Annotated in this window: 9 protein-coding genes; all 9 read left to right on the top strand. The window is 66.3% G+C overall.

What is annotated here, in order from left to right; genetic code table 11:
* Positions 1-38 precede the first annotated feature (38 nt).
* The 9 genes from BLS50_RS19575 (at position 39) to BLS50_RS19535 (ending at position 13,543) form a co-directional block, all read left to right on the top strand.
* Positions 39-2,327, top strand: a complete 2,289-nt coding sequence (locus BLS50_RS19575) for a GNVR domain-containing protein (RefSeq protein ID WP_080486893.1) — start codon at positions 39-41, stop codon at positions 2,325-2,327.
* Between the two features lie 42 nt (positions 2,328-2,369).
* On the top strand, positions 2,370-3,551 hold the full coding sequence (locus BLS50_RS19570; protein ID WP_023477336.1) for a glycosyltransferase: 1,182 nt from the start codon (positions 2,370-2,372) through the stop codon (positions 3,549-3,551).
* Between the two features lie 11 nt (positions 3,552-3,562).
* Positions 3,563-4,996, top strand: a complete 1,434-nt coding sequence (locus BLS50_RS19565) for a DUF6418 domain-containing protein (protein ID WP_069231890.1) — start codon at positions 3,563-3,565, stop codon at positions 4,994-4,996.
* Positions 4,993-6,231, top strand: a complete 1,239-nt coding sequence (locus BLS50_RS19560) for an MATE family efflux transporter (RefSeq protein WP_053525860.1) — start codon at positions 4,993-4,995, stop codon at positions 6,229-6,231. The genes BLS50_RS19565 and BLS50_RS19560 overlap by 4 nt, the downstream gene beginning before the upstream one ends.
* 112 nt (positions 6,232-6,343) lie before the next feature.
* On the top strand, positions 6,344-7,552 hold the full coding sequence (locus BLS50_RS19555; RefSeq protein ID WP_176934260.1) for a glycosyltransferase: 1,209 nt from the start codon (positions 6,344-6,346) through the stop codon (positions 7,550-7,552).
* Between the two features lie 200 nt (positions 7,553-7,752).
* Positions 7,753-9,564: an alpha/beta hydrolase gene (locus BLS50_RS19550; protein ID WP_074803569.1), complete on the top strand. Its 1,812-nt coding sequence runs from the start codon at positions 7,753-7,755 to the stop codon at positions 9,562-9,564.
* Positions 9,565-9,676: 112 nt separating this feature from the next.
* The gene (locus BLS50_RS19545; protein ID WP_074803565.1) at positions 9,677-10,837 is read left to right on the top strand and encodes an acyltransferase family protein; all 1,161 of its coding nucleotides are present in this window, start codon (positions 9,677-9,679) and stop codon (positions 10,835-10,837) included.
* 165 nt (positions 10,838-11,002) lie between these two features.
* On the top strand, positions 11,003-12,217 hold the full coding sequence (locus BLS50_RS19540; RefSeq protein WP_006479197.1) for a glycosyltransferase: 1,215 nt from the start codon (positions 11,003-11,005) through the stop codon (positions 12,215-12,217).
* A 36-nt stretch (positions 12,218-12,253) separates the two neighbouring features.
* Positions 12,254-13,543 (top strand): glycoside hydrolase family 71/99 protein, encoded by a 1,290-nt coding sequence (locus tag BLS50_RS19535; RefSeq protein WP_074803563.1) that lies wholly within the window; start codon positions 12,254-12,256, stop codon positions 13,541-13,543.
* The last annotated feature ends 15 nt before the right edge of the window (positions 13,544-13,558 follow it).

The raw sequence follows: 13,558 nt of genomic DNA, 5'->3' as shown, positions 1-13,558 counted from the left end.
GGCGGCACTGAAGGGTTTCCAGCCGGATTTTCAAAGACATGAACGTGAATCACAACACGCGTAAAGCGGCGAAGCCAGCCGGATCTTCCATTCTGGAGTTCAGCATGAAGATGGACCGACCTGCATTGACCGGGCATCAGAACGAACCGAAACAGGCTGCCGGACATGCGACGCGGTTGTCGCCGATCGATTTGCTGGAGAACGTGCTCGACAACGGGCGCCTGTTTGCGGCCGTGTTCGCGGCGTGCCTGCTGCTGGCGATCGTCTATGCGATGGCGGCCACACCCGTATATTCGGCCGATACGCTGATCCAGATCGAGGAGAACAAGGCCAGCGCGCTGGGATCGCTGTCGTCGATCTCCAAGGCGCTCGATATCCAGAATTCGGCGGTGGTCGGCGAAATCGACATCGTCCGTTCGCGCTCGGTCGTCATGGAAGCGATGAACGCGACGGCCGCCCAGGCGGAGGTGTCGGTCGAGAACCGGTTTCCGATCGTCGGCGGGCTGATCGGGTCGTTCCTGCCGAAGGATGCGAACGGCCTCGTCGACGCGCCGTTCGGGATGTCGTCGTGGGCATGGGGCGGCGAGCGTCTGGAGTTCAGTGCGTTCGAGGTGCCGGCCGCGCAGGTCGGCAAGGCGCTGACGTTCGATTATCTCGACGGCAATCGATTCCAGCTGACGGACCGCAGCGGCCAGGTGCTGCTGAGCGGGGTGGTCGGCGTGCCGAGCGCGAGCAATGGCTATCGCGTGGACGTGGCACGGATCGTCGCGCACCCGGGCGCGGAATTCCGGGTGCGACGCGTCGCCACCGACGTGCGTCTCGAAGCAATCCTGAAGAAACTCGGCGTGACCGAGACGAAGCGTCAGTCGGGCATCATGCAATTGAGCTTCGAGGATGCCGATCCCGTTTTTGCCGCGCGCATGCTCAATGCGATCGCCGCGGCCTACCTGAACTTCAACGCGAGACGCCGCGCCGACGATGCCGAGCGCACCCTCACGTTTCTCAACGCGCAGATGCCGATCGTCAAGGCCAGGCTGCAACAGGCCGAGCAGGCGCTGAACGCGTTCCGCAATCAGCAGGGTTCGATCGACGCGCAGGGCGATATCCGGCTGTTGGTCGAGCAACTGGCGTTCGTCGACAAGTCGCGGCTCGAAACGCGGCTCGAGTATCAGGATCTGCTGTCGAAATACGTGCCGGGGCAACCGCAGGTCGTTGCGGCGGCCAACAAGCTGAAGGAACTCGACAAGCAGGCCGCCGTGTTGAAGGACAAGGCTGCGCGCCTGCCGTCGCAGCAGCAGACGTACTTGCGTCTCGCGCGTGACGTCGAGGTCAACAACCAGCTCTATGTCGGCTTGCTGAACAATGCGCAGCAGTTGCAGATCGCGGAAGCCGGCACGGTCGGCAACGCATCGATCGTCGACAAGGCGGTCGTCAGCGACAAGCCGATCCGGCCGAAACGCCTGATGGCGATTCTGGCGGGCGCGGTGATCGGGCTGATGCTCGGGTTTCTCGCGGCGCAGGGCCGTGCACTGCTGGCCGGCCGCATTCGCGATCCGCATGAGCTGGAAGCGGCGCTCGGTATCCCGATGCTCGGCATTCTGCCGAATTCGCGCCGCCAGGCCGACGCGGATGCGCACGGAACGCCGGCGTTCTTCGCGACGCAGGCGCCGGCCGACGAGCCGCTCGCTGACGCGATGGACAGCCTGGCGCTGACGTTGCGGCACCGGCTGGCGGCCTATGGCGGCGACGCGAAGGTCGTGCTGGTGTCGTCCGCGGCGCCCGCGCAAGGCAAGTCGATGATTGCCGCCAATCTCGCGTACCTGTTCGCCGAGAGGGGGCTCAAGACGGTGATCGTGGATGCCAACCTGCGTGCGCCGGCGTTGCATCGCTATTTGCCGGTCACCGCGACGCAGGGGCTGTCCGACGTACTCAAGGGCACGCTGCCGGCCGACCAGGCGATTACCCGCGTGGCCGGGCAGCTCGATGCACTGGCCGCCGGAACCGAGCGCACGTCGGTGCGCAACCGGTTCGACATCGCGCGTCTCGACAAGCTGGTCGTGTCGCTGCGCAGCGGCTACGACATGGTCATCGTGGATGCGCCGGCCGCGCTGCCGGTGGCCGACATCGAGGCCTTGTCGCGGGTGGCCGACATGACGCTGCTGGTGGTGCGCCAGGGTTCGGCGAACTCGGCCGGCATGACGGACGCGCTCGACAACCTCGGCAAGATCGGGGTGCGCATCGACGGGCTGGTGTTCAACGGTTTCGAGCCGTCGCCGTTGCGCGGCGTTCGCCGGATGGGCGCCGGCTTCGCCGCGGCGCGCGCGTGATCGCACGGGGAACGCGATGCAACCGGGCGAGGAGCGCAACGCATGAGTGATTCGATGGCAGGCAATGACGGGCTGCGGCGCGAAGCGCCCGCGGTGCGGGTCGTGTGGTTTCTCGGGCCGCGGCCGGTGAGCTGGAACGGCGTCATGCGATACAGCCTCAAATGTATCGACTTCATCCCGGCATTGGCGGGATTCGACGTGGAGCCGGTCGACATTCCGGCCGAGCCGCGTTCGTTGCGGCGCTACTGGACACAGTTCGTGCTGTATCCGCTGCGTGCGATCGCGGCGGCGCGCGCGGGGCACTTCGTGATGCTGTACCAGGAGGACCTGGCCTTCATGATTCCGCTGATTCGCTGGGCGGGCGGCCGCGTCGGCATCGTGCTGCATCACGTGCAGCGTCCGGGGCAGGTGCGCGGCGTCGTCGAGCAGTTGAAGAATGCGTACATGCGGTTGACGCAATCGCTGATTGCGACCGCGGACGTGGTGCTCGCACCGTCCGACGTGACCGCGCAGGAAGCGCTGGCCGATCTGCGCATTCGTGCCGACCGGATCCAGGTCGTGCCCAATGCATTCGACGACCGCTATGCGCCGATCGACGCCGAGGTGCGTGCACGGGCGCGCGCGATGCTGCTCGCGCGCTTCGGCATCGACACCGGCGAAGCGTGGGTCGTGCTGAACGTCGGCTCGGACGAAACGCGCAAGAACAATGCGACGCTGTTTCGCGCGCTCGCGTCGCTCGGACGCAAGGACGTGATGATGCTGCGGGTAGGGAGCGCGCAAAACCAGGCGAACCGCGAGGAATGCCGCGGCATCGCCGCCCAGGCGGGCATTTCCGCTCATTTCGTCGAGAACGTCGGCGACGAGGATCTCGGCTACTTTTTCCAGGCATCGGATCTGTACGTATCGCCGACGTTGCACGAAGGCTTCGGTCGCACCGTAATCGAAGCGCAGTTCGTCGGCGTGCCGGTGGTCGCGACCGATTTGCCGGTGTACCGCTATACGATGGGCGACTCGTTCGTGGCCGTCGCCAATGCGATGGATGCCGCCGAATGGGGTCGACAGATCGAACGCGTCGCCGGCGACCCGTCGCTGCGCGCTGCGCTGGTGAGCGCGGGGCGGGCGAACGCACGGCGCTTTTCGTCCGGCGCGGTCAGCGCTCAACTGCACGATGCGTTGGAGCGAGCCGTGCACGACCGGCCTCGCGCCGGCCGGGCACCAGCGTGAAAGAGGCGCCGATGCGAACGATTCGGGCCGACGGCCGGACCGCGGCGCTCACGGGTATGACCGTGTCGACGCTGCTCGTGCTTGCGTTGAGCGTCAATGCGATGCTGCCGGCGCTCGGCGAGATGGAGCCGAGCGCGACCTGCACATTGCTGGTGGCGGTCGCGGGGTTGATCGCGCTGATCGTCGCGCGCCCGGTATTCGCCGTGTCGATCCTGTACACGCTCGTGATCGGCCTGACCGCATTCGTCGCCGGCGTGGGGATCGAATCCGGCGGTTTCCTGCGGGAAACGGACATCTTCGGCGTCGCGAACGGTGCGTTCAGCCGGCTGCTGTCGTTCTATGTCATTTTCGTCGCGTGCGCACTGTTCACGTTCGACCGGCTTCTGAACGCGCGCGCCGTCCACCCGCCGATCCGTGCGCGGATGACGCTTCAGCCGGTCAGCGTGGCGCTCGGGCTGGGGCTGGTCGGCGCGATCCTCGCGACGGGCGTGCTGGCCGGCCTGACCGGCGGCTTCGCGGTGCTGAGCGGCGTGAACCGCTACGCGCTGCGCAACGACGCGTCGAACAGCACGCTGTTCAACCTGTTCCTGAACAACCAGACGTTCGTCGCGGTGCTGCTCGGCACCTTCTGCACGAGTTCGAACCGGGTCGTGCGCTGGACGTCCGTGTGCCTGATCGTCGTCGATCTGGTGCTCGAGGCGTTGCACGGCGAACAGTTCATGGCCGTGCTGCACGTTTGCCTGACGGTCCTGATCCCGTTCATCGCGATCCACGCGATGAACGGCAAGCCGGTCATGCGTTACCTGGGAATCGGCTCGGTCATCGCGCTCGTGATCGGCAGCGTGTCGGTGTTCTACGCATACCGGGGGCAAGGGCTCGACATCGCCGAAACGGTGGTGTCGCGGTTTCTCGAGCAGGGGCAGGCGTGGTACGTGGTGGACGGCGACGCACACCTGTTCGGCGCGCCGACGTTCGGGGGCATGGCGGCGTTCGGCCGCTTCATCGATTCGCTGGGCTCGTTCACCGAGCCGACGTTCTTCAGCGACGCGCCGGTGAGCGGGTTGCGCGACCTGATGCTGTCGTACGGCACGCCCGACATCCTGAAGGCCTACGTGTTCGACGACGTGACGTTCACGATGGGCAACATGGCAGTGCCGGTCTACTGGTTCGGCTATGCGGGCGGCGCGCTCTTCATTGCGCTGACGGGCGCGATCTACGGCGTGGCGAGCGCGATGCTGATCCTGGTCGCGATGCGCGGCGGGGTCGTGATGCTGTGGCTCGCCACGAAGATCTTTGCCTACGCGACCTATGCGATGCAGCAGGGTGATTACTGGACGCTGTTCGGTGCGCGCACGCTGTTCTACCTGGCGATCGCGCTGATCTGGTGGCATTGCATCGACGCGCGGCGCGTGCACGCCGATGCGATGCGGACGGGGACATCTTGAACGCGTTCATCAGGCTCCTGTTTTCGTCGTTCGCGGGCGTGGTGTGCGAAAAGATCATCGGGGCGCTCGCGGCGATCGCGAGCAATCACCTGTTCGCGAACATCTACGGCGCGCGGCTGTTCGGCGAGCTGCAGTTCGCGTTGTCGCTGGCCTACGTGATCGGCAGCGTCGCGCTGATTTTCGGCGCACAGGTGATCCAGCCCATCCTCGGCAAGCACCCGCGCCTGCGGCACATGGTCGTCTACCGTGCGTTCCGCCTGCGGCTCACGCTCACGCTGGCCGTCATGCTGCTGTTCATGGGGATCGTGGTGATCGTCATGCGGCCGTCGAGCGTATCCGAGCTCACGTTGATCGCGGCCTTCGCGTTGATCGTGGAGCCGATCGCGCTCGGTTCGCTGATGGCCTATGCCGAATCGAAACCATGGGTGATCACGCGGGCGAGGGCGTACGCCAGCTGTGTGCGCGTGCTGTGGCTGTACATCGCGGCACACGCGTCGCTGGGCGTGATCGTCGCCGCGTTCGCGTGGCCGCTCGAAGCCTGCGTGGCGGCCGCGGCACCGTTCAGCCGCTATCGGGAACTGGCGTTGAAGTCGCCGAAATCGTTTCGCGGCAGCGCGGCCGTCACGAAAGCGCTGGTCGTGCGCGGGCTGCGGATCTGGCCGGCCATCGCGGCCAGCGTGCTGGTACTGCGCATGGACCGGCTGCTGCTCGGCGTGCTGGTGTCCAAGGCCGATCTCGGCATCTATGCGTCGGCGGCGTCGTTGGTCGAACAATGGAATTCGGTCGGCACGACGCTGGCGCTGGCATTGGCGCCGAGCATGGTCTTTTCGGCGCGGACCGAGCCGCTCGTGCGCGCCAAGGCGTTGAAGCTCGGCCTGTATCTCGGCCTCGTCGGCTGTATCGCGTGGGTCGGCAGCTACTTCGTCGGCCGCAAGGTGTTCCTGATGATCTACGGGCCCGCGTTCGTGCAGGGCGTGCCGATCATGATCTACGCGACCGGCTGCGCGATCGCCACGTTCGTCGATGCGGGGCTTAGCACGTGGCTCCTGGCCGTGCGCCGCTACCGGCTCATCATGATCAAGCAGGTGCTGATCGTCGCGGCGATCGTCGCCGCGCCGTTCGTCATGCCGCGCGCGCTGGTGATGTATGCGCCGTCGACGGGCATTGCGGTGTCGCTCGTCCTGTTCTGGTGCGTGGTGCTCGGCAATCTCGCGTTCAACCGGGAGCGGCCGTGAGCGGGTGCGCGGGCGGTCGTTCGCCGTGCCGGCAACGGGCCGCGCGCGTGCGCTGGCATGCGCCGGCGGGGCAAGGAATCGGGAAGGTTTCGAATCGTTGGGGAGGTCGCTCGTGAAAAACCGGGTGCTGATGGTGATGACGCGGGACATTCCGCAGGACGTATCGAACGGGCGTGAGCGCACGCTGAGCTTCATCCGGAAGGCGATCGGCGACCACATGGACGTGACCGAATTCAAGATCCGGTCGGTGTTCGAGGACGGCGGCTGGCGCGCGAAGATCGGAGCCGCGGTGCGGATCGGATGGAGCGTGTTGCGCGGCGCGCCGTGTGCGCTTCAGGTGGCGATGTTCTCGCATCCGCGCAAGCGCACGGCGCTGCTGCGCGCCGTCGAGACGATCAAGCCGGACGTGATCTATTTCGACGGCATCCGGCTCGTCGATTACGCGATCCTGGTGCGGCGCAGTGTGCCGGGCTGCCGGATCGTCGTGGATTTCGACGACCTCATGTCGCGCCGCGCGAACATCCTGCGCGAACAGGATTTTCCGTTGTCGGCCGGATATCTGGAGAAGTCGATTCCGGGGCCGTTCGTCAGGCTCGCCAACGCGAGGCTGGTTCGCAACGCATTCCTCGGCTATGAAGCGTTCGCGCTGAAACGGCAGGAGCGCGCGGCGATCGACTCGTCGCATGCCGTTACGCTGGTTTCGACGGAGGACGCGCAGTCGCTGCGGCGGTCCCTCACGAACGACGAGGCCGTGAAGACGCACGTGATCGCGCCGCCGATGCATGCGCTGGTGCCGATGCGGCGTCCGACGGCGCCGTTCCGGTTCGTCTTCATCGGTTCGGACCGGCAGTTGCAGAACCGCCTCGCGATCGAATACCTGGTGGCGTTGTGGGCGCGTATCCGGCCGGCTACGCCGCTCGTGATCTACGGGCGCATGGCCGGCCGGTACGCGCCCGTTCCGAACGTCGAATTCGCCGGATTCGCGCCGACCCAGGCGGATGTCTACACCGGGTGCTCGATCGCGTTGTGTCCTGCGTTTCTGCGCGGCGGCATCAAGTCGAAGGTGCTGGAGGCGGTTTCGTACGGTTGCGTGCCGGTCGGCAACGAAGCCGCCTTCGAGGGGCTGGGATTCCACGACGAGGCGCTTGCGATGAGCGACGCGCGACTGGAGCGGTTCGTCGCCGATCCGGCCGCGGATCTGGATCGCGTCGTGGCGGCGGCCACACGCTTCGCCGCCTACTGCGAGCAGCATTTCAGCATGCCGGTATTCGATCGTCGGTGGCGCGAGCTGATCGCGCCGCCGGCCGGTAGCCCGTCGTGACGGGCGCCGCAACGAAGAGGAGGGCCTCGATGGTGTGATTCGAACGGCTCGCGGCCGGCCGGCTTCCGGACCTTGCATGTGCGGCATGGATACCGGAAAGGGGAAAGGCTTCCGCGAGCGATTTGCCGTCCGGCGGCCGATCGATTCAGCAGTCGGGCCGTCGGACGCCGTACCCATTCTTCACCGATACCTAATAGAAAATGAGACCGATCATATTTGGCGGACGGTTCGGATGGCTGCATCCGGGCAACGGGACGCGGGGCGTCGTCCTGTGCAACGCTTACGGACACGAATCCGTCTGGAGTCACGGCGGCATGCGGAATCTGGCGGATCGCCTGTCGGCGAGCGGAATGCCGGTGTTGCGTTTCGATTACCGCGGCACCGGCGATTCCGCAGGGGCCGATGGCGCGAACGACCAGTTCGAAACGGCCGTCGACGACGTGTGCGCGGCCATCGCGCGATTGCGCGAGGAAACCGGCGTCGCACGGGTGACGCTGTGCGGCCTGCGGCTGGGCGCGGCATTCGCGTTGCTGGCGGCGGACCGATGCGAAGTCGACCAGCTCGTGTTGCTGGCGCCGGTGGCAAGCGGACGCAGCTACGTGCGCGAACTGTCGATCATGCGCAATATCTGGCTCGACCAGTTGCCGGCGCCGTTGCGCGCGGCCCAGCCGAAAGACGCGCCGCTCAACGTGCTCGGGCAGGTCTACAGTGCGGCGTTCCGTACGCGGCTCAATGCATTCGACGCGATCGACGCGTTGAAGGACCGCACCGGTGCGCCGGCGTCGAGAACGCTGATCGTCGACATGAGCGCCGGCGGCACCGACGCGCTGCAGAAGCGGCTCGAAGCGCTGGGCGGCAAAGTCGAGCAAAGGCCGTTCGAAGGCTATGCGGCGTTCATGCAGGAGACGACGTTCTCCAGCTTGCCGACGCGCGTATTCGATGCCGTGGTCGACTGGATCGCGGCCACCGATGGCCGGCAGGGGCCGTCGTCGTGCGCCGTGTTGAAAACGGACTGGGAACCCGACCTGATGCTGCGCACGCCCGAAGCATGCGAGCGGCCGGTCAGATTCGGCGTGGCCGGCCGCCTGTTCGGCATCCTGTGCACGCCGCACGAGATGCACGACCGTGGGCCGGTGCTGCTGATCACGAACACGTCGGCCAGTCCGCACGTCGGCGACAGCCGGCTGTCGGTGCGGATTGCCCGTGAGCTGGCGCGTCGCGGCATCGCGTCGCTGCGCTTCGACGGACGTGGGATCGGCGACAGCTCGCCGGTGCACGGCGCCGGTTCGCCGCAAGATGAGCGCCAGCCGGTCTATTCGAGCGCCGTCGTCGAGGACGTCGCGACGGCCGCGCACTGGTTGAAGGAGCAGGGGTATCGACAGGTCGTGTCGTTCGGCATCTGCTCGGGCGCATACAGCGCATTGCGTGCGGCGCTCGCGGGACGCGCGCTGTCTGGCGTCATATCGGTGAACCTGCAGCGCTTCCACGTGCCCGACGGCATCTCGACCGATGCGCTGCGCCAGCATCGCCCCAATTCGATGGCCGGTTACCGCTCCTCGTTCTTCGAGCTGAAGAAGTGGAAGCAGGTGCTGAGCGGCGATCGAAAGATCATGCCGTTCGTCCGGCTCGTGCTGAAGCGCTCGACCACGGCGCTGGCGGTGCGGATCGGCGCGTGGCGACGCCGGATCGCCGGCTGGTCGTGCGCGGAGACGATGCCGGTCGATCCGCACGATATCCTGCGTACGCTGCAGCGCAAGGAGGTGAGCGCGTTGTTCGTCTGCGGTGCATACGACAGCAGCCTCGATCTGGTGACGATGTATTTCGGGCCGCGCGGCAAGCGGCTGTCGCGATTTGCCGGCGCGCGCGCCGTCGTGCTCGACGATCTCGATCACAGCGTGTTCGGTTCGCATGCCGCCGACGCGGTGGTCGGGCTGTGCAGCGAATTCGTCAAGGGGCTCGAATCGCGTCGCGCGACGGCGGCGACGATCATCAACGCGGAGTCGCCGGCGTGATTCGATCCGGGCCGGGCTGTGTCACATGTCGAACAGTCGGCGCACGGAGGCGGTGCTACGGTAACGCATCCGTTATCTGGCGATACCGCCCGGCTTCTACGCGACCCTGACGATGCATTCCGAACACTCCGGACGTCTGGACCATATCGATGCGATGCGCGCCGTCGCGGTCCTGCTCGTCATCTGGACACACTACGCCGAGCGGTTCGTCGCGCTGGCGGGCGCTCAGCAGTGGCTCGACACGCTGCAGCGCTCGGTCAATTTCGGACGGATCGGCGTGGTGGTCTTTTTCGGCATCAGCGGCCTGCTGATCCCGGTCAGTTTGCGCGGCCAGGCTGGACCGGGCACGCGGCGCTTCCTGATCCGCCGTTTCCTGCGGCTGTATCCGGCATTCTGGTTGTCCATTCCGATCGGCTGCGTCGTCTTCTGGACGTTGTTCGGCAAACCGGTGAGCGCGGCGCTGCTGATCGCCAATGCGACGATGATCCCGACCGCGTTCGGGCAGGAACCGGTCATGGGGCATTACTGGACGCTCGAAACGGAACTGTATTTCTACGGGCTTTGCCTCGTGCTGTTCTGGAGGGGCGGGCTGCACCGGATGCGCGACCTGTCGTTCGCCTGCATCGGGCTGTGTGCGGTGTTCGTGATCACCGTCGCGCTGCACGTCTTTCCCGATGACACGCTGGGCCAGTACAAGGCCATGCCGTACCACCTCGCGATCATGTTCTGGGGCGCATGCTTTCGTCAGGCTTACGACCAACCGCTCGGCACGGTGCGGGTGAGCCGAGGGCGTGGCGGCATCACGCTGACGTACCGGTCCGTGGCGGGCCTGCTGACGGCGATGATCGTCGGCGTGGCGCTCGTCGGGGCGGCCAACGACTGGCGGCATCACAACGTCGACCATCTGCCGTCGTCGCTGGCTTACGTGGCCGGCATCGCGATCTTCGTGGCGATGGCGACGGTATTGAAAGTCCGCGCGCGCGGGATGGCGAAGCTGGGCGAGGTCAGCTACTCGATTTACCTGTTTCACGCGATCCCGCTGTTCGGCTTCTACTGGCTGTGCGAACACTACCGATGGACCGGATGGCCGCTGGGCGTCTACATGATCGTTCCGGTCGTGCCTTTGATTGCGTTGTCGTACCTGAGCTACCGGTATTGCGAGGCGCCCTGCGTGCGGCTCGCGCATCACCTGACCGCGTCGCGGCCGCGCGATGATCTGCCGCTCGGCAATCGGCCGGTCAATGCGACGCAGGACCCGGTCGGGAACGGATGACACGCGCGGATGGATGAAACGGCGCGGCGCGGCGATCCCGCGTTGCCGATACGAATGGAGTGAACAGTATGGAGCGGCGATGATGCTGGCGAGTACGGTGGTGCACGACGATTGCGGCGGCATGTCGCGATACCGGATGGTTCAACACACGTTTGGGATATCGAATTGAACGGTTTGTCGTCAATCGGCTCCCGGGAGGAAGCGACGCGCATCGTCGTCGTCAACGACTACGCGCGCAAGGGTGGCGCGGAGGAGGTCTACCAGACCTCCATCGAGGTGCTGCGAAACATCCCGGACGTGGAGGTGACCTCGTTCGACGAGACCAATTTCCCGGCGGGCGCAGGCGCGCTCACGCGCGGCTGGAATCGCGCCGCGGCGAACGCGCTGGCGGCGTTGCTCGACGACGTGCGTCCGCATCGCGTGCTGGTGCACAACTATCACAATCTGCTGACGCAATCGATCCTGCCGGTGCTCGCGCGGCGGCGCCGCGAGCAGGGATTCCGCACGTATCTGACGTGCCACGACTACCATCTGGTGTTCTACAACCCGAACCTGCTCGCCTATCGCGACGGGCGTCCGGTGCCGGTTCCGGTCGATGCGCTGTCGAATCCGGCGCGCTTGCTCGCACTGGCGAGCCCGCGCGGGCGGCTGCACGACACGGTGAAGAAACTGCACTGGCACGCGGTGTACGCGTATTGCAATCCGCGGGACGTATTCGACCTGTTCCTGTGCCCGAGCCCGTACATGCGTACGGCGCTGGCGCAGCGAGGCATCACGCGAACCGCATTGCTGCCGAATCCGGTGAGCACGCTGGCGGAGCCGTTCCCGCCGCGCGTGGGCGATCGCGAGCAGTTCGATCTCGCCTATGTGGGGCGGCTCGACGCGGAGAAGGGCATTCACGAGTTCATCGAACTGGCGCGGCAGACGGCGTTTCACCGTATCGGTACCCTGACGCTCTACGGCGACGGGACCTTGCGCGCGCAGCTCGAAACGCGCCACCACGATCTGGTCGAGGCCGGCCGGCTGCGTTTCGCCGGGCGACTCGGGCACGGCGAGCTGTTTCATGCGCTGCGCGCCCATGATGCACTGGTCCTGCCGTCCGTCTGGGCCGAAAACGCGCCGCTCGTGCTCGTCGAGGCCGCCACGCTGGGGCTACCGGTACTGGCGCACGAGATCGGCAGCCTGTCGACGTTCGGCAGCGAGATCGGCAACAAGATCCTGTACCGGAATTCGCCGGCGGGCCTGACGGGGGCGCTCGATGAACTGGGGCGCCACCTGCACACCGCCGATCGACACTACGATTGTTCGGCTTACACGCCGTCGCGCTACGCGGCCCAGCTTGCGTCGTGGATGGGGCTCGGCGGGCAGCACGGCGGTTAGGGCGTGCCGCCGCGACACTCACGCGGGAGAAAGGTCATGCGGGCATTGCGACGTATTGCGGCGGTCGCGCTGGGTGCGCTGGCGCTGTCGGCCGGTTCCGGCTCCAGCCATGGCGGCGAGCGGGTGGCGGCGCTCGCGCCGGCCAATACGTCCGGCAGCCGCGATTTCAAGGGATCGTCGAACGGGCTGCTCGCCGGCACGTCGTCGATATCGAAAATCGATGTGCACACGCTGCTGTATTCGGGCAGCACCACGCAGGTGCTCGCGCACTATCTGCCGTGGTGGGGCCCCGACCCGCGCGGCGTGAACGTCGGCTATCGGTCCGACGATCCCCACCAGGCGTTTCGCACCTTCGCCGACATGCGTTCGAGAGGCATCGACGGCGTGATCGTCGACTGGTACGGCGCAGGCCATTTCGTCGACACCGCGTGGCAGGCATCGCTGCCCGAACTGGCGAAGTTTCCCGGGATGACGTTCTCGATCATGATCGACAGCGGTTCCTTCAAGTTCAATGCGTGCCGCGGCTGCGACCTGACCGAGACGATCCTGCACAACCTCGCGTACATCAGCCGCGAATACTTCACGTCGAGCCAATACCTGCGCTACGACGGTCATCCGGTCGTGTCCGAGTTCGGGATGGATGCGGTCGGGAAGGCCGACTGGGCACGGATTCACGCCGCATACCCCGACATCTACTGGATTCATACGTTGGCGCAGGGCTTCGATCTTCCGTACAGCAAGGGCGCGTATGTATGGGCGCAGCCGTCGCCGCGGGCCACGCCGCAAGCGATCGGTACGCGGCGCGACCTGCTGTATCGCGAGCGCTTCTACGACATCGCGCGGAACCAGCCGCCGGGGGCGATCACGGTCGGCGGCGTGTGGAGCGGCTTCGACGATACGAAGGCATCGTGGGGCGCCGCGGCGCCGCGCTTTCTTGCGCCGTCGTGCGGCCGGACCTGGCTGGACACGTTCAGGAGCATCAACGAACGCTACAGCGTGCAGCGGCAACTGCCGTTCGTTCAGCTGATCACATGGAACGACTACGAGGAAGGCAGCGCACTCGAAACCGGCATCGCGAGTTGCACCGCAATCGACGCGCAGCCCGTGGGCGCGAGCGTGGCCGTGCGAATCACCCATGCGGAAACCGTCGACCATCTCGAGCTGTACGAGCAACTCGGCGACGGAACGTTCAGCCTGGCCGGCCGCTATCCGGCCGATACCACCAGCATGCCGCTGCCGAACGGCCGGGCAGGCACCTACTTCATCAAGGCGGTCGGCAAGCCGTTCATCCAGAACGTCGTGTCGACGGCCGTCGTCGTGCACTGACGCGCGGGCGTCACG

The organism is Burkholderia orbicola (genome assembly GCF_900100915.1).
Taxonomy (GTDB): Bacteria; Pseudomonadota; Gammaproteobacteria; order Burkholderiales; family Burkholderiaceae; genus Burkholderia; species Burkholderia orbicola.
Note: the sequence above shows the minus strand (reverse complement) of the source record. Positions and strands in the feature narration are given on the sequence as shown.